Consider the following 20,616-nt stretch of genomic DNA (forward strand, 5'->3'; position numbering starts at 1 on the left):
TGGCCGCGTAGCTCAACTGAATAGAGTAGCTGACTACGGATCAGCCGGTTACAGGTTTGAATCCTGTCGCGGTCACTTTTTTATGGCGCCTTCGTCTAGCGGTCTAGGACGCGGCCCTCTCACGGCTGAAACACGGGTTCGAGTCCCGTAGGCGCTACAACGGTATTGGAAGTTTGGGTGAGTGGCTGAAACCACCAGTTTGCTAAACTGACGTACGGGTTACCGTACCGGGGGTTCGAATCCCCCAGCTTCCGCAAATAAGCTCTGTAATCGACTGATTATGGGGCTTTTTTGTTTCTTATATAGAGTAGAAAGGGTATAGAATAAAACTCTGCTACAATTTTGCTACAGAAATTTTTCCCGTCGCAAAAGTGTAGCAGAGATAACAAAATTAATCTTCAGTTTATCTATTATTTGCCTATAGCAAAATTCAGACTCTTCAATACGGCTATTCGTCTTCCTTTTTCTTGTAGTTCTCATACATCACCCTTGCCATCTGAGTCATGACATTACGATAGAAATCACTGTTTTCAAACAACTTGGCGAAAGAATCCATTTGTTCCACATAACATCCTCTTGCCACTTCATCGAATATCTGAGGGAAGATACTTTCCTCAAATTGCTTTTCATCCGTATTGTTCGCCTGTTTTGTCAGTTTCTTTTTGGCTGTCGTGACCATCTTGTCGTAGATGGATTCCACTATAACACGGTCTGCTTCAGAGAATTGTCCATGATACATAATATTGACTTTATCAATGATGCGGCTCAGCAAGTCCTCTTTATCGTTCTTCGGCTTTCCCGCTTTTGGATTTTCACCTTTGATGGCTTTTCCATCACCCAATTTAATGGAAACTGTTTCTCCTTCAGATATTTTGGAGTTTACCAGCATAATCTGTTTGTTCAGGTCTATTCTTTCCTTGGCGTTCTTTGGCAGCAGTCTGCACAGGTAGTCGGCATATACATAGGCTTTGTACAGTTCCTTATCGTATGTTCTTGCTATCTGAGCCATATAAGAATAGAAACGGACAAAGTTCTTGATTTTCGACCTTACCTCAAACTGTTTCTCCTCGTCCAAAGCTCCGTATCTGTCAATAGTGCTCTTGAAGGCATTCGACAAAGCTCCAAGTCGGTCCTTCTGCTTGCTTATGTTTTGCAGCAAATCATAGAATTTCTGTTCGTCACCCTCTGTCCATAGTTGGAACATCTGTATGTCCTTTCTGAAAGTATATACATAGTTCACATCCACAGGCTTTATCAGCTCTGTACCTTTATAGAACGGTTCAAACGATTTCTTAATATCCTCCGGCTTGTTGCAGAAGTCAAGCACGTATGTATCTTTCTTGTCCTTCTGCCATCTGTTCAGACGCGAGAGTGTCTGCACAGCCTTTACATCCTTCAGTTTCTTGTCAACGAACATTGTATGTAGCAGAGGCTCGTCGAATCCTGTCTGATATTTGTCTGCAACAACCAGCATATTATATAAGTCCGAAGCGAAATACAATGGCAGTTTGGCTTCCGAAATGTTTCGTCCGTCAGCGGAGTTCAACTTCGTTTCTGTATATTCCACTCCCTCATACGATACCGTACCGGAGAAAGCCACCATTGGATTTAGATCAGTTATATTATTTTCCTGACAATACCTCTTGATTTCCAGAAAATAACGTACCGCATGAGCACGCGAAGAACATACCACCATAGCTTTTGCCTTTCCAAGCATGGCATTGAGTGTCACTTCTCTGAATTTCTCCACGATGATAGCCGTTTTCTGAGCTATCACATGCTGATGGTTATCATGGAAAGCCTTTATGGCGCGTGTGGCAGGAGTTTCCTCATACGAAGGATCAGACTCTATACGCTTTGCAATCTCGTAAGTAGTGTCGTACGTGGTATAATATTTCAACACGTCCTTGATGAATCCCTCTTCTATGGCCTGTAGCATGGAATAGTTATGATAAGCCACATATTTGTTGTCTTCCGGATTTTCACCTTCTTCGGCCAACTCACCGAAAGTCTGTAGAGTCTTTGGCTTTGGAGTTGCCGTAAATGCATAGAAGTACAGATTGTTGTGCTGTCCCTGAGCCAACAAATCCTCCATCAGGGCATCCTTTTTCTTTTCCAGTTCTTCAGCCTCAATCTCTTCTATTTCAGCATATTCGCGCAATGCCTCGTCTGTATCCGCAAGTGCGGCCTTCAGTTTTTCCGCACTCTTGCCTGACTGTGAAGAATGAGCCTCATCTACAATTATGGCATATCTCTTTCCGCTTCGACTTGTCAGTTCCTTGTAGATAACCGGGAAACGGTGTAGGGTAGTGATAACAATTCTCGTATTGTCGTCGTTGATGATTCTTGCCAGTTTCTCCGAGTTGTCAGAATCTGTAATGGTTTCTATCTGTCCGTCTGTATGGTCGAAGCCTAGGATTGTACTCTGGAGTTGCTTGTTCAGCACACGTCTGTCGGTGATGACAAACACACTGTTGAACATATTCTTCATCTCCGCATTCTGTAGTCCTGCAAGACGATAAGTGAGCCATGCGATAGAGTTCGATTTTCCCGAACCAGCCGAGTGCTGGATGAGATAATTGTTTCCGTGCGGCTTCTTCAGCGAATAGTATTTCGTCTTTTCGTCCGCAGCCATATCATATCTTGCCTCTTCTTTGCAACGGCTTTGCAAAACGTTTGCAAAATAAGTATCGGCCACTAACTTTTCCACCACATCCAACTGATGATAACGGGGGAAGATTATCTTCACCGAAGTTTCCGTAATCTCTTTCTCCCTGCCATGCTTGTCTATAATAATCTTCAGTTTTTCTTCCTCTTGGCGCGAGATATAACGCTGAAGAATGGAAAGCAACATATCCCTTCGCAATACCTTTTCCCATAGATAGGCAGTTACATATCCGCCGTCCTCACGTTCGGGATTTCCTGCGCCGCCCACCTCTCCGGCTCCGTTTGAGCCCTGATTGAAAGGGATGAAGAAAGTCTTTTCCTTTTTCAGTTCTGTAGCAAGAGCCACTTCATACAGGTCAACTCCGAAGTATGCCAATATACGGTTGTTGAAATGAAACAGCGGATCCTTAGGGTCTCTGTCTGTGCACCACTGACGTTTTGAGTCCTCCACATTCTGACCCGTAATCTGGTTTTTCAGCTCGAGTGCCACCACAGGAATACCATTCAATGAGAGTACCATGTCGATGGTATTCTTGTTCAGCTTGGAATAGGCAAATTGGCGAGTCACTGTGAGAATATTCGCATCGTAATTTGCCACAAGCTCATCATTCAGCATCGAAGCCGGAGCAAAATAGCAGAATCTGATGTTTATACCCACGTCGCTTATACCCTTGCGGAGCACATAAATCAGTCCATAGCGCGAAACGTCATCCTGAAACACACGGTACAGCTGTTTCTCAGCCTTGTCGCCATACTTGGTTACATAGCGTTTCCACTGCTTTGGCTGTGTCTTTTCTATAAAGGAGATAAGCACAGGCATATCTATAGCCCTGTCCTTGTCGTATGTATCCTGATTACCTTTGATATATCCGCCCTCTGTGATAAGGTATCGTTCTATGTCGTCTTCAAAGTTTTTTTCCTTTAAGTCTGTGGTATTCATGGTTATATTTTTCTTTAATCTTATGTTTTCAGTTCAAAGTGCCATCCAAAGTGCCATTTTGGCTCTTTGACTCCTCTTCTTTGGCACTTTGAGAAAAGTTTATGTTCATTTCTCTATTGCTGAGGTTGTTCTCTTCCCCAAACAACATATTTCTCAGGAACATTTCCAGGTACTTTGTATTAGCAGAAACCCCCTTTGTATAATTATTGTAGTTGGCACGTACCAGAGCATTTCTGAAATACCACGAATGTTTCTTGAATATATCATTATCCACCTTAAATCCGAAAGTTTTCAGATATTTCATAAGGAATACAGCTATGGTTCTGGTATTACCTTCTCCGAAAGCATGTATCTGCCAAATACCTGAAATGAATTTACCGATTCTCTGTAAAGCCTGTTCGGCATTCATTGCGGGATAATCAGTACTTTTTTCCTGTGCAAAATCGTATTCCAGAGTAGGGCGAATCATTTCATAATCCGAGTAGATAACCGTATCTCCGTCGAGTACCCATTCTTTCTTTGTGATATTATAGTTTCGTATTTGCCCTGCATGCTTGTACAGACCTTCGAACAGACGTTTATGAATATACAGGAGATAGTCCGGTGTAAACGAGAAAGTCTTTTCCGAAAGCAGTTCGGTGATACGTGCCGATACCTTGTCTGCTTCTTCCGTCCGTTCGTCTTCCATTTCTTCACGTGATGATTTCGACTGATAGTATGTATCAATCAGATGTTTCACTTCTTCAATGGAAATGTCTCCCTCTATATGTTGCTGTGCCGTCTGAATAAGATACTCAGACGGTTTCAGTCCGTCCACATCCTGCAAGCCTATGGCGACTTGCCATGCGGCTGCTTTCTCTTTCTGGTCGGGTTCTCCCTGTCGGATATATTTGTCGAATTCAGTCATGGCTTATACTTTTCTTTTTCCGGTTACACATTCGAAAATCAATGATTTTTTGTAGTCTTTCAGTTTTTCTATCTTCTGTTGCTTTATGGAGATTAGTTCGTCTATCTCGCTGCATTTCTGGTCGAGGTAATCGGCAATGGATTGTTGCTCGGAGAGAGGAGGAATCGGTAATGAAACATTGAGTACTTTTGAACCTGTAATAAGTGGCTGAGCATTACTCGTGTTCAGGTTATTCAAATTAGCAGCTTTCAACATTATATACATATAAGGATATAAAGCATTATCAAAACAATTTAAAATTAATGCGTTATCAGTTATAAATTTAGAATCTGAAATAAGTCTAACATTTCCACATAATGCACCAACTCTTCCTATTATAATATTAAACCCATTAACATTGTTCTTATTACAATATCCCATAAGTCCATTACCACCATACACTTCATAAATACCTGCCTGTATTAATTCATTTGATGATATGGAATCTCCGCTTTTTATTTTAGCAAGATATTTTATTTTTACAACCTTCCAATGCTCCGGAATCTCCCCAATCCATTCAATACCGCTATCTTTTAGAGGAACATTTTTATCCAAACCTTTGGTTACAGCTTCGGTAATGACAGATTGTTTGTAGCTTTGCAGTTTGGTTATCATTTCCTCTTGCAAGGTTATCAGTTCGTCTATTTCGCTACATTTTTGTTCAAGGTAGGTAGCGATGGATTGTTGCTCTAAAGTCGTAGGTATTGGTAATAATAAATTTCTCATAAATGTAGGAGAAATTCTTTTTAACCCTCCTGTTCCTATCATTGTAGATTTACAAACTTCTTTTATTTTTTCTTCTTGTAATAAATAAAAAAAATATTTTCTGTTTATATTTCTTACTCTAAAGATAAATAGTTCAGAACTACCAAATCCACAATTATTTATTAAGTTTTTTGCAATAGCAATATTACCATTTTCAAAACAGGGTGTAACTTTAGCCATTACGATATCATTCTCTTTGAAAAAGGTAAGTCCTTGAGTTAAATTATATACATTTATTACACTTGGAAGCATATAACCATTTTTCAACCGTTCCATAGGTAGATATCCAACTTCTGAGAAATTTGATATAGATTGGTCATTTTGAGGATTGAAATCACTAACATTTTTCAATCTTTTTATTTCCCAATGCTCCGGAATCTCCCTAATCCAAGCAATACCACTATCTTTATATTTATCGTATCTATTTTCCATAACCATCAATCTTCCTGTTCGTAATAATATGAGTAATCAATACCTTTCCTGTTCAGTTGGTTAGTAACACTAACCAACTGATATTCTATCTGCCTTTCAGCTTCTTCTGCTCCTTTTCAAAGTTTTCAAGAAAATGAATCTCTACGGGTGAAAGACTGTAAACAGTCCTTTCCTTGAACTTGTCGTACTCCATATCCGCTTTCTGCTTTGCAAGTTCGGCAGAAATCTTTCCGGCATGGCTTAACAGCTCTTTTCCGGAAAGCTTTAGAAAATCGTCCAATTTCTGAATCCAGTCTTTCATGTACATTGGCTTATGCGATTTGGCTTGAAGTTCTGCAAAATCCAAATACAGACTGACTATTCTATTGAGAGTATCCAATTCATCTGAAGAAAGATAGTTCTTGGCTATTTCAGCATCGGTGCGTTTTGGTAATGCTCCTGTCCATGAAGTAAGTCCCATGAAATCTTTTTCAGCATCTGCACGTTCGTAAATGATTTCGGCTGCTGTATGTCCATGTACAGAGTAGTGCATCTTGTTCTGTACAGTCTTGAAAAACTGCATTGTAGCTTCTGTGCGCGGGTCGTAATCTATACTCAGGGCATATATTTCGAGTATCTTGCGGTAGAATACCTTTTCCGAGGAACGTATGTCGCGGATACGGCTTAACAGTTCGTCGAAATAGTTTCCTCCGCCGGCTCTTTTCAGCAAATCATCGTTCATGGCAAATCCTTTTACAAGATATTCACGAAGGACATTTGTGGCCCATATTCTGAACTGTACTCCACGGTGGGACTTGACACGGTAACCTACACTGATTATCATGTCAAGATTATAGTATGCCACCTGATGAGTCTGGTTTTTCCCTTTGATGGCACCATGCTGAGTGGTTGTTGCAAAAAATGCAACAACCTTATCTGCCTGTAACTCTCCGTCTTCGAATACATTCTTTATATGTCTTGAAATGGTAGATTTATTTCTTTGAAACAGCTCTGCCATCTGGTCGGCTGTAAGCCAAACCGTATCATTGCATAGAGTTACTTCTATCCTTGATTTGCCATCCTCTGTCTGGTAGAGGATTATATTTCCGTTGTTTTGCTGCTCGTTCATAGTCGATTCTTTTATTTTAATCGGATATTTTCTCCAATATATTCAATCTCTTCCTGATTTCTCAGTACTTCCAGAGCCTTTTTAAAAGCTGTTTCTACATTTGTTCCACGCCGTGTGAAACCAAGTTTCTTGGCAGCAATCAGTGTTAGACTGTCTTCGTCAACAGCTACCTGTTCTAATAGGGATTCTTTAATTGCATTCAACAACTCAATCTGTGGAATATCTATAATGTCACGATTAGAATTTGGTCTGTATATCTGATAATTATAACTGTCAGATTTGCTTAACCACATTACTCCATTAACATCTTTATAAAAATATGGCTCATACATACTAAGAGTTCTCTGAAGGGTAGGGGTTACTCTTCCACTACCACGTAACGAACAAATCCGTCGGCAAAGAAGCATAAAAGTAATAGGTTGTTCAGTTGAAATAATATTTTTCATAAGTGTTTCATCTGATAAACTTATAGCTTCTGCCTTGTTGGTATTATAACAGATATATTCCCGTGCATTTAGAGAACATTCTTCCAACTTTTCCTGTGAGATATCAAAAGATTTAATCTGAGATTTATGCTCGGTTTCTGACTCAGAAGAAAGACGTTTGATGATACGTTCGATAACTCGTTCTTTATTATTAAACCAATCTACACTCCAAACGCGCATCACTTGCCAATTTAGAGCCGAAAGAACAGAAGGTTGTACAACTTCACGGTCGCGTGTAGTATGAGTATCGCGATATCCTTCACCGTCTAAAAGAATACCAAGACGATATGTATCAGCCTTATTCTCATCGCAAATCGCCACATCTACCTTGAATTGTGAGCGACCAATATTTGTTGCAACTATGTAACCTCTTTTCTTCAGTTCCGTTGCAATCTGTTCAGCCAGTATGCTATCATTGAAATTCTTGTCATTATGTTTTGATGATGAAGGCAGTGACTGTGTTTCGGCATACTGCAGAAAATGTTTCAGTCCTTCCACGCCACGAGCTTTTGAACGGCGCAAATCAATATCAGATGATTTCAACGTAGAGAAAACATACATCTCCTGACGCGCACGGCTTACTGCAACATTAAGACGGCGCTCTCCACCTGAATTGTTCAACGGACCGAAATTCATGGAAATTTTTCCATCTTTATCCGGACCATATCCGATAGAAAAAAGTATTATATCGCGTTCATCACCCTGAACATTCTCCAAATTTTTGACAAAGACAGGTTCATACATTTGCTGAATAATATCTTGTAAATTATTGTCTTTTTCCAGTTGTTCCTGCAGTAAATCTTCTATCAAGCTCTGCTGAACAACACTGAATGCGATTACTCCTATACTTTTCTTTCGCAGTTCTTCATCTTTTAGTCTACGGACAATCTCTTCCACTATAACTTTTGCTTCTGCCAAATTACTACGTTTTCCACCTTTGTCATAATAACCCGAGACGGGAACATAATGTACTTTTGTATGTTGATCATCAACAGAGGGGAATGTAATCAGAGAACCATCATAATACTCGTTATTCGAAAAAGCAATCAGACTTTCGTGACGTGAACGATAATGCCAAGAAAGCTGTAATGAAGGAATCTCAAGAGTACGACAATCTTCGAGAATGCTCTCCATGTCATCAATACATGCTTCTTCAATATCTACATTTGTAGAAGAGAAAAAACTTGTTGGCGGCATTTGCTTTGGATCACCTACTACGACAAGTGATTTTCCTCGAGCTATTGCACCGACCGCTTCACTTGTTGGCATTTGGGAAGCTTCATCAAATATTACCAAATCGAATTTATCTTGACCAAGATCTATATATTGTGCTACACTCATCGGACTCATCAGCATGCACGGACACAAACGAGGTAGTAAGGTTGGTATTTGTTCAAATAAATCACGTAATGACAACCCACGTCCACCATTGCTGATATTGCGATTGAGTAAACCAATTTCACTACTACTGCTGGCATTGTCAATAACACGCGGTATTCTGGACGCTAATTTAGCATAAAGTTCTTTTTGTGTGAGTAATTGGAACTCATCTGTCATTCGTTTATAATTAGCTACTTTATCGTCAAAAAGCATTCCTTCGAAAGTAGTTAAGATTTCTGATTTACGTATTTTTTCTTCTGCCTTATATTGGAATAAAGCTTTAAAATAGGCATCTCGCACAACAGTTGTGTCCATACTTTGTGTTTGCATGACTTTAACCACACAATCCAGGCCATTAACTTTAAGCTCCTCACAAAATTCAGACCAATGAAGCCAGTCGCGCATCAGAGCAGAATTTTCTGACCATCGTTTCATTTTGTCTATGGCAGTTTCGATAATACTGTTTTCCGGTATTTCATCTGTAGGTGTTTCAATATCAAAGTATTGTTTCAGAATTTGTCTGATTTGTTCTATTTCCTCATGTCGTTTCTGATAAGTGGCAAACTGATCAATCAGTGAATCTACTTCTTGTTCCCTAATGTAATGGTTGTATTGCTTCAAACGGCTAAGAAAACTGCGTTTGGCAAGGAAACGTGGTATGAACCATTTTGCTTTGATTTCACGCCATGAACGACGTAGGTCCTCGGCATCTTCATTAAAGAAAGCTAAAGAGTTGTCACGTAACAGCAGTTCATACAATTCCTTTGTATGAGATAGTTCATGGCTTTTCAACATTAATTCCTTCAGTACCTGTATCTGTTTATGAAGGTTCATAACCGTTTTCTCACTATTTTGTAACATTTCCCGGTTAATCTGGAATCCATTCAAGGGATGGCATGATGGATGTCCTACTAATTTGACGACTGTTTCAAAGCGTGTTCCGAGTAAATTCTCAACTCCTTTTATACCTTCTTTGATAAGTAGTGAATCTAGTGAAGAATCAAAGCTGAAATTGTTCATTGGAGCAACGGATATGGCTTCATATCGCAAGATACAGTCATAGAGAGATAATCCGTCTTTTTGTTCTTTTTCATGCAGAGCATTTATATATGCAATGAGAGCCTTACGCTCTTCAAATATTTTATTTGCCTGAAATCCAAAAATCTCAGGAGATTGGATATGGGTAACTTGAAGAGCTTTTTCTAACTGTTGCAGTACATGTCGCTTTGTAGTTTTATTGGAATGAAGTTCTAAACAAAATGGATCAAGACCAATTTTAGCCAATCTGCTCTGTACTACACTAAGTGCTGCCATTTTCTCAGCAACAAAAAGCACACGCTTTCCTTGGTAAAGAGCATTTGCTATCAGATTGGTAATGGTCTGCGATTTTCCGGTTCCGGGAGGACCATACAGGATAAACGAATGTCCCTTTCCTGCTTCTATTACAGCTGCCATTTGCGAAGAATCGACAGAAACAGGTAAAGCTATTTCTGCAGGTGAAACATGCTGGTCAATATTTCTTAGATTGCCAGTAATAGGTTCTGGAGTCCAAGTAAGTTTATTTTCTACTAGACTATTTATAATATCGTTCTTGCGTAGCTCATCTTTATGACTATGTACATCATTCCACATAAGAAACTTACTGAAAGAGAAAGTTCCTAACAAACACTCTTCTTCTACATCCCATCTTTTTTGCTCTTTCAGTGCAGCGCGTATAGCTGCAAAAATTAGGGGAACATCAACTCCACTCTCATCTTTTGGTAAAGGATCCAAGCCATTCACATGAATCCCATAATTTTGCCTAATGAACTCAATTAGTGTTACATTTAGTGATATATCCTCATCTCTAGTGCGAATATAATATCGTCCCTTTTTATATACCATCTCTACAGGAAGCAATAATAAGGGCGCATAACGTGGAGTTTCACTTTGAGGAGTTTCAAACCATCTAAGAGTACCTATAGTAAGAAATAATGAATTGGCTCCTGTTTCTTCAATAGCATTACGTGCTGCACGATAGATATTCTTCAGCACATCTCTAGTCTCATTTTCAGTCTGATAAGTATGTAGCATATGATGTTCAATGTCACTACGAATCAATTCATGTAATTGTTCGTGCAATTTTGAACGAATTAAACGCTCACTGTTGTCAAGCTGAAATTCAATATTTGGTTTTGAATTGATACAATATTCTTCACCGTCCTGAAGATGATCTTCTATACGGTCTATATCAAAAGAAATAAACTGTATAGCTTTACGACGTAAATAAAGATTAAGCAATGAGTTTCGTAAGGAGAAGTCAAGTAATTTCCGTTCCCAAATATCAAATTTTGTAAGCTCTTTTTTCTTATCTGTCATTTGGCTCAGGTCATATCGGTCATGCTTTTTTATCTTTAATAAGCATTGTTCATGCTCCACACCTGTTTTTTCGAATGTCCATGCTCCATCAGTAAGTACTCTTGATGGTAAAGGGAAAATACGTTCCAGACGGCTTCGTTTGATGTCGATAAACAACTCAAATACACTATGGTCTGCTAAATTCTGTTCTGCAATTTTTACAGCTGTATCAAAAGAGGCTGTTTCTTGAGCTACTTGTGTACATTCAATGACTAGCATTTCATCAATACCTCGTGAGCACTTTTTCTCTATGTAAGAGGCATCATCGCATATACTACTGGAATAACAGTCATCAACGAGCCATACCCCAAGATAGGCATGTCCTTTCTGAAGTATAATAACACTGTTGATACCAATGCTTTCTAACACTGAGGCCATTAGAAGGGTTAGCTCAATACAGTTTCCTATTTTGATAGATATTACTTGGTCTGGCATTGTAATACGCTGACCGATATCCTCATAACTTGCCGGCACACTGCGATAAACAATTCCAAGTTGATGAATGGCTGCAAAAACCGCAGCAACTTGCAAACGAACATCGTTACTGTTGCACGTCTGATAGGCTGTTAGCATAGAAGAACCTGTTGCTTGTTTTAGGGCTTCAGCTGTTTTGACTATCAAACTGTTGATAGACGGATGATTGGGAGTTACAAACGAAACAAGTGTTTGTGGCAGTATAGTAATCCCTAACCAATGATCGTATGGCATTAGTTCTATTTCGTACGGTTTCTCTTCTATAATTTCTTCCAGGCTCGTTATTGTTAAAGTAAAATTGGTTACAATTCTTTCTGTTAATACCGTCAGTTTTGACGAATCAGGAGATATTTCAAAGGGCATTATACGCACCGTTTCTCCTGCGTTAATCCGTCCTATTAGATAACTTTCGTACTCTTTGATGAATTCCCCTTTACAGCATACCTTTACATCACTCAAAGGTTGATCCGAAATATTGGTTACATTAACGGATTGACAAACCGGTATTCTATTATGAAATAATGTATAGTTTACCGTTTTGAGATAATCTACATCTATATTAACTGATTTCATCGTATATGTGTATTTTTTTCTTTTTCTATATCATTTTTATATAGGGAATTACAAGTTTTCTCATCGCTATTCGGAACTTTTAAGCAATGTATTATTTTAATAACAAAGGATTATATTTCCGTTGTTATGATGCTCGTTCATGGTCTGTTATTATGCGAGTTTATATCTGCTTACCCCAATATTCTGGACATCAGTTCCGATTCTTTTTCTTCCAATTTTTTAAGTTCATCAAATATCACAGAACTTGGTGTGAGTGGAGTGTATTTGTAGAACTCGCGGGTGAGAGGTATTTCATAACCGGTTTTGCTTTCGGATTCGCTGTACCAGAAGTCGGGAGCATACGGATGTACGTTCTTGTCGAGGTATTCCGTAATGTCTTCCTTCCATGGAATAATCTCGCTGTCCTTCAATTCCGGGTCGGGAGCAAATCCGCTTTCCTGGTCAACAGGTTTCACGTATGCCTCCATCATATCGGGGTTGCGCTTGCCGAAATAGTTTCTCAATAGGGCTACCTTTCCTTGCGGTACTTTTATCTTGGCTTTCTTCAGTTCGAGGAAGAAAGTGATGTCCGGGAATCCCACATGGTTAGGCATATTATTTTCCCAATATGTGGCAACTTCTTTCAATAAAGCTCTGTCGGCTTCCTTATAGTTTTCGGCAGTGGCATCGTCAAAATGAATATCCTTATACTCTAAGCGCAAAGGACGGTTTATGGTGAGTTTAGTAAACTTGAAGTCCTCTACGTCCTTCACCTTGCTTTCTACTTTCAGCTCCGGGTTCATCTCAGAGGTATATTCCCAATCGGTAAAATCGTGATAAGCCTGCATAATAAGTTCGCGGCAAACTGTGGTAATTTCCACACGCTTGTTGCCTAGAGGTTTGCGCAGTTTCTCAAAGCATTTGCTTGCGTCAATAAGCTGAACCTTTCCTGCACGTTCTTCCGATTTGTTTTTGCTCACTACCCATATGTATGTGGCTATACCTGTATTATAGAACAAATCATTAGGCAGCTGCACGATTGCTTCCAGCCAGTCGTGTTCAAGCAGATAACCTCTGATTTCGCTTTCGCCGCTTCCCGCATCGCCTTTGAACAGAGGAGAACCGTTCTGGATGATAGCCATACGTCCTTCTTCTTTCAGTTTCGCCACACCGTTGAGCATGAACAGCATCTGTCCGTCGCCTTTTGCCGGCAGTCCCGGGGCAAAACGTCCTGCTTCGCCCATCTCGTTTTCGGCTTTCACACGTTTCTCGGATGCTTCCCAGTCGATGCCGAAAGGTGGGTTTGATATGATATAGTCGAACTGATAGCCTTTGAACTGGTCATCGCCAAGAGTATCGCCAAGTCGCATATTGTCTGCATTACCGCCCTTGATAAGCATATCGGCTTTGGCAATACCATACGTCTGCGGATTGAGTTCCTGACCGTAGCATGTGATTTCGGCTTCGGAGTCTATCTTGCGGAATCTCTCGTCAAGACAGGCAAGCATCTGGCTGGTTCCCATTGCCATATCGTATATGGATGCTACGATGCCTTCGTCTTCCATCTTCTGTTCGTCTTCTCCTACAAGCAGTTCGCTCATCAGATAGATGATGTCGCGTGCGGTAAAGTGTGCTCCTGCCTGGTCGTTATATGACTCGGAGAACTTTCTGACCAGCTCTTCAAAGATATAACCCATATCTACGGCCGAAACAACATCCGCACCAAGATAAGCCTTGGCAGAGCAGAACTCCTTTATAACGAGGTATAGACGGTTGTTGTCGTCCATTTTTTTTATTTCGTTGTAGAAGTCCATACGGTTGATTATGTCAATCACGTTCTCGGAGAAATGGTTGAGGTAACTCTCGAAGTTGTCTTTGATGTTATCGGCATCGGCAAGCAATATATCGAAAGTAAATTTGCTGGTATTGTAGAACTTCTGCTTGGCTGCAGCTTCAAGGAAACCTTTTTTTACGGCTATACCTTTTGCTTCAAGCTCTTCGTTCATCTTGATAACGGCGTCCTTTGTTGGTGCCAAAGTATCTTCAAAACGCTTTATCACGCACATAGGCAGGATTACCTTTCCGTATTCGTGAGGCTTGTATAATCCTACTAACTTATCAGCAATAGCCCAGATTAGGTTTGCTTTTTCCTGTATATTTATAGAAGTCTGTCTCTGTAAGTCTTCTCCGCTCATGAAATAATGTTTTTATGATTTTCTTTTCCAAAGATAGTGCAAACCGAGTGAAGTACAAAGTGAAAACATCGTTTTCAACTTTTAATTCCGAAGCAAAAAGAAAGAGTATTTGCTTATTTGATATAAAAATGATTGCTTTATGATGCTTTTTCTGCCTTATTAATAGAACGATTTTATTAAAATAGAATGAAATGTTAATTATAAATCTGCTTTAGGTTGCTAATATCGTAACTAAATGCTGTAGAATGGTTAAAATTACCTTATTTATTAAGGCTAATGACGAAAAAAAACGTGCGCACATTTCATTTTAACCGTGCGTATATTCAATATAAACAGGGCGCACATTTTACTTTGAACGTGCGCCCGGTCTTTTTCGGCTATCAAAAAGGCTTGAAAATTATCTTTTTTCGCTCTAGATTTGTTTTAGAATAGAAAATATTTCATGTGTTATTGTGCTACTGTATTTGATTTATTTGTGTTATAATGTAGCTGAGAAGTGTTGTTGCTATGTATAAAAGATTTTATATATAATAATATTATTTCATTGTGTATTTACAAACTATGGCGAGAATGGAAATTTTTCAATCAAACTTGGTATAGGTCCGTATTTTATTATTATTACGTACTTAAATTATCATTTTGACAATAAGTAATTGCCCTATCGGGTTTATTTACTATCTTTGCCGCCGTTTTGAAAATTTCCTTTAAACAAATGAATAAATTTAACGGACTGCTTTATGGCATAATATCATCGGCATCGTTTGGATTGATCCCGCTTTTTGCCATTCCTGCCATGCAGCATGGTATGGACTTTATGAATGTCATTTCATACAGATTCCTTTTTGCAACAATAGCACTGGCTGTTCTTCTGAAAATCAGGAAGATTTCTTTCGGTATAGAAAAATCGGATTTGCCAACGCTCTTGCTGCTCTCATTTTTTTATCTGATTTCTTCAGTATTCCTGTTATGGGGATATAAGTTTATGCCGTCAGGGGTGGCTACCACAATACATTTCATGTATCCTGTGATAACGACTCTTGTCATGATGCTTTTCTTTCACGAAAAGAATTCGCTGTTTCGCACATTGGCTATTCTGATGGCGATAGGAGGGGTATATGCACTTTCATATTCCGATTCGCAAGGCGAAACTAATATATTGGGAGTGATCATTGTATTGATATCGGCAGTGGGATATGCGTTGTATCTTGTTACGGTTGGTCAGCGCAAGAACCAGAGCCTGAAAGGACTGAAGCTTACTTTTTATGTGTTTCTTTTCAGTACGGTGATATTGCTTGCAGGAATGTCGTCAACCGGAAGTTTACATTCTATACCTGATTTGGCTACTGCGGGTAACTTGCTGCTGCTTGCCATAATACCGACTATCGTGTCGAATCTGACTTTAATAGAGGCTATAAAATACATTGGGGCTACACAGACATCTGTATTGGGGGCCATGGAGCCGGTGACAGCTGTAATTGTTGGTATAGCAATTTTTGGTGAGGCTTTTACTTTTACTATTGCAGTAGGTATAATACTTATAATTTCGGCTGTGACTATAATAATACTAAAAAGGTAATAAAACTATAACATTGAATTGATTATGAAGAAACTACTTTGTCCGCAGTGTAAGATATCATCTATGTACGTAAAGAATGCCGGTGGAGAACGCCGGCTGGTATATGTGGATGAAAATCACAATATCGTGCCTAAGTATCCTGAAGAGAGTCTGGAGGGGTTTGATCTGACTGAAGTATATTGCCTGGGATGTTCTTGGCATGGTTCACCAAAGAGATTGAGTAGTAAATATGTATGAATTTATTGCACAAAATCTGTTTTTCTGTGTAATAAATGCTTCTTTTTTACTCGTTTTCGGTAAGTTTTAGTATCTTTGCCACCTAAATGTTTAAATATTAATGAATTATATATTATGGAAAAAGTTATAATCAATTCTTATGATGAATTTGAAAAGTTGGTAGGCAAACAGATTGGAATTTCAGACTGGTTGGAAATATCTCAGGAACGTATTAATCAGTTTGCGGATGCTACTTTGGATCATCAGTGGATACATGTTGATGTAGAGAAGGCAAAGGTGGAAAGCCCTTACAAGAGTACTATTGTACACGGTTATCTTACACTTTCTGTTCTTCCGTATCTTTGGAATCAGATAATAGAGGTAAACAACCTGAAGATGATGGTTAATTACGGTATGGACAAGATGAAGTTCGGTCAGGCTGTACTTTCAGGCCAGAGCGTGAGATTGGTTGCCGACTTGCAGTCGCTGGTTAACCTTCGCGGAGTTGCCAAGGCTGAGATTAAATTCTCTATAGAAATTAAAGACCAGAAGAAGAAAGCACTTGAAGGAGTTGCAACATTCCTTTATTATTTCAATTAATAATTCATAAAGCAAAGGGTTAAACAGTTGAGTATGTCAATGCTGTTTAACCCTTTTATAATTTCTTGATGTTTTTACATCTGTCTGTAATTTTTTGCCAATCCTCCTTCGCTTGTTTCCTTGTATAATGAAGGGAGGTCGTGGCCTGTCTGTTTCATTACTTCTACCACACGGTCGAACGATACACGGTGGTGCCCGTCGGTAAATGCCGAATAGATATTTGCGTCGAGAGCACGCGCTGCGGCGTATGCATTTCTTTCGATACACGGTATTTGTACCAGACCGCATACAGGGTCGCAAGTCATGCCCAGATGGTGTTCCAATCCCATTTCTGCCGCATACTCGATTTGTGCAGGGCTTCCGCCGAATAATTGGCTTGCAGCTGCTGAGGCCATGGAGCATGCCACTCCGACTTCTGCCTGACATCCTGCTTCTGCACCTGAAATAGAAGCGTTTTGTTTTACGATATTTCCAATCAGACCTGCAGTGGCAAGGGCTCTCAATATTCTGGCGTCGCTGAATTCACGGCTTTTCTGCAAGTGCAGCAATACTGCCGGCACTACTCCGCACGAACCGCAGGTAGGAGCGGTGACAATTTTTCCTCCGGCTGCGTTTTCCTCGCTTACTGCCAGTGCATAAGCAAAAACCAGTCCTCTTGAGCGAAGAGAATCTTTGTATCCCTTGGCGCGTATATAGTATGATGAGGCTTTTCTTGGCAGGTTTAGCGGACCGGGCAATACACCTTCGGCATCCAGGCCTCTGTAGATGGCGGCTTTCATGGTTTCCCATACTTCTGCCAGGAAATCCCATATCTCCGGACCTTCGCACTGTTCTACATATTCCCAGTAGCTTTTTCCTGTATGCTTGCACCATGCCAGAATTTCACTCATGTTCTTCATGTTGTAGATGTCTTCGGATACAGCCATGCCTTTACCTTCCTCGGCAAGAGCTCCTCCGCCTACACTGAATACTGTCCATTCGTCTGTCACACGTTTGTTTGAATCGAGCGACTTGAATGTCATTCCGTTGGGGTGGAATGGCAGGAATACGTGTGATTTCCAGATCAATTCTACTGGGGCATGCGGTTGCAGGGTGTCCAGTATGGCAATGTCTGTCATGTGTCCTTTTCCGGTAGCTGCCAGGCTTCCGTAAAGTATCACCTGAAACGATGCAGCTTCAGGGTGTTTTTTCAGGAACATTTCTGCAGCTTTTCTTGGTCCCATGGTGTGGCTGCTTGAAGGGCCTGTTCCTATTCTGTATAGTTCTCTAATTGATTTCATCGTAATTTGTTTTATATTGTTTGCCTGTGATGGCATATTATATGTTTACTACTGTAATTCCTGCACCTCCGAATTGCACGTGTTCGTCGTGGAAACTTGACACTCCCGGCACTGTGGCTAGATATTGCCTGATCAGTGTACGGAGGATGCCCGAACCGGTGCCGTGCAATATCCTTACGCTTTTGGCTCCTACCAGTATGGCATCGTCAATAAAATAAGTAACAGCCTGGATGGCTTCGTCTGCTCTCATGCCGCGCACGTCGATTTCATGCTTGAAGTTGAGCTTCTTTTCGTACATGCTGCTTTGTGTGGCAGTACTTACAAAGCTGGCCTTGGCAGGGGAAGCGGCAGACGGCTTGGGAGCGTCTGTATGTTCCAGTCTCTCTGTCTTTACGTTTGTTTTCATAAGGCCGAACATTACAACTGCATTCTTGCCGTTTATCTCCAAAACCTGTCCTACGCTGCTCTGTCCTTTTATACGTACATAGTCCCCGGTATTGATAGGCTTCACCTTAGGAATGACAGGTGTGCTCGTCTCGTTTGCCTTCTTTTCTTTCTTTTCCTTGCGGCGTTCCTGTTTTTCCCTAAGTTTTTCCATCTTTTGGGCTATTTTCTCTTCCATGGCAGCCTTTTCCAGTTCTTCCACTTCGCGTCTGAAGTCTGTAAGTTCCTGTCTTGCCAGACGTGTACGTTCCTTTTCGGCCTGCGCTTCCTTAATGGTACGGATGGTGTTTTCTATGCGGGCATTCGATTCCTGTAGGATTTTCTCTGCTTCGTCCTTGGCTTTTTTCAGTATTTCCTTTCTGCTCTTGGCCAGTTCCTCCATTTCCTTTTCATACTTGGCAATGGTTTCTTCCATTTGCTTTTCGCGCTTACGGATATTCTGACGCTTGGTTTCCCAGTATCTTTTGTCGCGGACTATGTCTTGCAGATATTTGTCGCTCTGTATGTATTCGCTTCCAACAATTTCGGATGCATCGGCTATAACGTCTTCCGGAAGTCCTATCTTGCGTGCTATCTCTACGGCGAACGAGCTTCCCGGGTTGCCTATCTGAAGCTGGAACAGGGCACGCATCTCATGCCTGTCGTACAGCATGGCTCCGTTAATCACTCCTTCGTTGTTTTCTGCAAAGTGTTTCAGGTTCTGGTAGTGTGTTGTTATCACTCCGAATGTTTTCTTTGCATTGAAGCGTTTCAGTACTGCTTCTGCTATGGCACCGCCTATTTGCGGTTCCGTACCGCCTCCGAATTCATCAATCAGGATGATGCTTCCTTCGTTGCAGTATTTCATCATGTTCTTCATATTCGTAAGATGTGACGAATATGTACTGAGGTCGTCCTCTATGCTTTGCTCGTCGCCTATGTCGATGAAGATGCCGCTGAAGATGCCGGCATGGCTGCGTTCGTTCATCGGGACAGGTATTCCGCATTGCAGCATATACTGTAGCAGTCCTACGGTCTTGAGACAGACAGATTTACCACCTGCGTTAGGGCCGGAGATAAGGAGGATTCTGTTCTTGTCGTTCAGGGCTATTTCCAGCGGAACAACCTTCTTGTTATGCTTCTCGAGGTTTATTCTCAAAAGTGGATGTATCGCATCAAACCAGTCTATTGTCCTGCTGTTTTCCACGGCAGGCTTTACGGCTTTGGTGTCGATGCCGAACAATGCTTTTGCTCTTATGAAATCTATTTTGGCAAGAAACTCGTATGAGACGAGTATTGCGGGAATATGTGGTCGGATTTCTTTAGAGAATTCGGTAAGTATTCTTATTATTTCTCTTCGCTCTTCACCTTCAAGCTCTCTTATTCTGTTGTTTGCTTCAACTACTTCTGCCGGTTCTATGAAGACGGTTTTTCCTGTTGCGGATTCGTCGTGCACTATACCCCTGATCTTTCTTTTCATGCCGGGTGCTACAGGGATTACAAGTCTTCCGTCGCGTACGGTTGGTGTTACGTCCTTGTCAACAAAGCCTTCCGATTGTGCCTGCCTCAATATCGAGTTCAGGCTTCGTGATATGCTGCCTGCCGTTGATGACAGTTCGCGTCGGATAGACAAAAGCTGCGGTGAGGCATTGTCTTTGATTTTCCCGAATTTATCAAGTATATTATTGATTTTTGATGTCAGCTGTGGAAAGACCATGATGTCTTCTGCAAGTTTGCATAGAGTAGGGAATTGACTGTTCTTTTCGTTGTCGTCAGTTTCCCCGTCATTGTCTTTCTGAAAAAACATAATTATATCCCTGATAGTTTCGAGTGAACGGCGAAGGTCGAAAAGCTCAGCTTCGTTCATGTACATTCCTTCTATCCTGATTCTTTTCAGTGATGGGCGTACATCAAAAAAGTTCTGGTCAGGGAATTCATTTTCTCCCTGAAGAATTTGAGTGAATTCGTTTACCTGGTCCAGTAATAAATTTACATTGCTGAAATCATCTGAAAAACTCATTTCGTCCACCTTTTCTTCTCCTAACGTGCATAAGCATTTTTGCTTTATGAGTGAACGTATTTGGTCGAACCCTATTTTTTGTTCAAAGTTAAGGGGGTATATCATGTTTCTTTTAGTGTTATTATGCTGTTTTATAAATACGCGGCAAAGGTAGCACAAT

The 20,616-nt window shown here is 40.5% G+C and carries 10 protein-coding genes, 3 tRNA genes and 1 pseudogene; 6 read left to right on the forward strand and 8 right to left on the reverse strand.

Annotated features, from left to right (window positions below; genetic code table 11):
* Position 1: 1 nt before the first annotated feature.
* The 3 genes from NW213_RS04715 (at position 2) to NW213_RS04725 (ending at position 254) form a co-directional block, all read left to right on the forward strand.
* A tRNA-Arg gene (locus tag NW213_RS04715) sits at positions 2-75 on the forward strand.
* A 9-nt stretch (positions 76-84) separates the two neighbouring features.
* Positions 85-157: transfer RNA gene (locus NW213_RS04720), tRNA-Glu, on the forward strand.
* A 10-nt stretch (positions 158-167) separates the two neighbouring features.
* A tRNA-Ser gene (locus NW213_RS04725) sits at positions 168-254 on the forward strand.
* Positions 255-448: 194 nt separating this feature from the next.
* Here the strand turns inward: NW213_RS04725 and NW213_RS04730 are convergent.
* The 6 genes and pseudogenes from NW213_RS04730 to NW213_RS04755 form a co-directional block, all read right to left on the reverse strand.
* Entirely contained in the window at positions 449-3,607 is a 3,159-nt protein-coding gene (locus tag NW213_RS04730) for a type I restriction endonuclease subunit R (protein ID WP_258321995.1), read from the reverse strand.
* Between the two features lie 34 nt (positions 3,608-3,641).
* Positions 3,642-4,514, reverse strand: a pseudogene (locus tag NW213_RS04735) (Fic family protein); the annotation flags it as partial.
* Positions 4,515-4,517: 3 nt separating this feature from the next.
* Positions 4,518-5,750: a restriction endonuclease subunit S gene (locus NW213_RS04740; RefSeq protein ID WP_258321996.1), complete on the reverse strand. Its 1,233-nt coding sequence runs from the start codon at positions 5,748-5,750 to the stop codon at positions 4,518-4,520.
* Positions 5,751-5,835: 85 nt separating this feature from the next.
* Positions 5,836-6,858, reverse strand: coding sequence for a virulence RhuM family protein (locus NW213_RS04745; protein ID WP_258321997.1), 1,023 nt, complete (start codon positions 6,856-6,858; stop codon positions 5,836-5,838).
* Between the two features lie 11 nt (positions 6,859-6,869).
* The gene (locus NW213_RS04750; protein ID WP_258321998.1) at positions 6,870-12,167 is read right to left on the reverse strand and encodes a DUF4011 domain-containing protein; all 5,298 of its coding nucleotides are present in this window, start codon (positions 12,165-12,167) and stop codon (positions 6,870-6,872) included.
* A 170-nt stretch (positions 12,168-12,337) separates the two neighbouring features.
* Positions 12,338-14,341, reverse strand: coding sequence for a class I SAM-dependent DNA methyltransferase (locus NW213_RS04755; RefSeq protein WP_258321999.1), 2,004 nt, complete (start codon positions 14,339-14,341; stop codon positions 12,338-12,340).
* Between the two features lie 712 nt (positions 14,342-15,053).
* On the opposite strand from NW213_RS04755, the gene NW213_RS04760 reads away from it, so the two are divergent.
* From NW213_RS04760 to NW213_RS04770, 3 genes are all read left to right on the forward strand, one after another.
* On the forward strand, positions 15,054-15,917 hold the full coding sequence (locus tag NW213_RS04760; RefSeq protein ID WP_258322000.1) for a DMT family transporter: 864 nt from the start codon (positions 15,054-15,056) through the stop codon (positions 15,915-15,917).
* Positions 15,918-15,941: 24 nt separating this feature from the next.
* A complete protein-coding gene (locus NW213_RS04765) occupies positions 15,942-16,154 on the forward strand; it encodes a hypothetical protein (RefSeq protein ID WP_235339281.1) in 213 nt (70 codons plus the stop codon).
* A gap of 114 nt (positions 16,155-16,268) precedes the next feature.
* Complete coding sequence (locus tag NW213_RS04770) at positions 16,269-16,733, forward strand: MaoC family dehydratase (RefSeq protein ID WP_154042964.1); 465 nt, start codon at positions 16,269-16,271, stop codon at positions 16,731-16,733.
* A 74-nt stretch (positions 16,734-16,807) separates the two neighbouring features.
* Here NW213_RS04770 and NW213_RS04775 read toward each other — a convergent pair whose 3' ends face one another.
* Positions 16,808-18,013 (reverse strand): L-serine ammonia-lyase, encoded by a 1,206-nt coding sequence (locus NW213_RS04775; protein ID WP_258322001.1) that lies wholly within the window; start codon positions 18,011-18,013, stop codon positions 16,808-16,810.
* Positions 18,014-18,050: 37 nt separating this feature from the next.
* Complete coding sequence (locus NW213_RS04780) at positions 18,051-20,561, reverse strand: endonuclease MutS2 (protein WP_258322002.1); 2,511 nt, start codon at positions 20,559-20,561, stop codon at positions 18,051-18,053.
* Positions 20,562-20,616: the final 55 nt, after the last annotated feature.

The sequence above is a fragment of the Bacteroides sp. ET336 genome (genome assembly GCF_024733815.1).
Taxonomy (GTDB): domain Bacteria; phylum Bacteroidota; class Bacteroidia; order Bacteroidales; family Bacteroidaceae; genus Phocaeicola; species Phocaeicola cellulolyticus.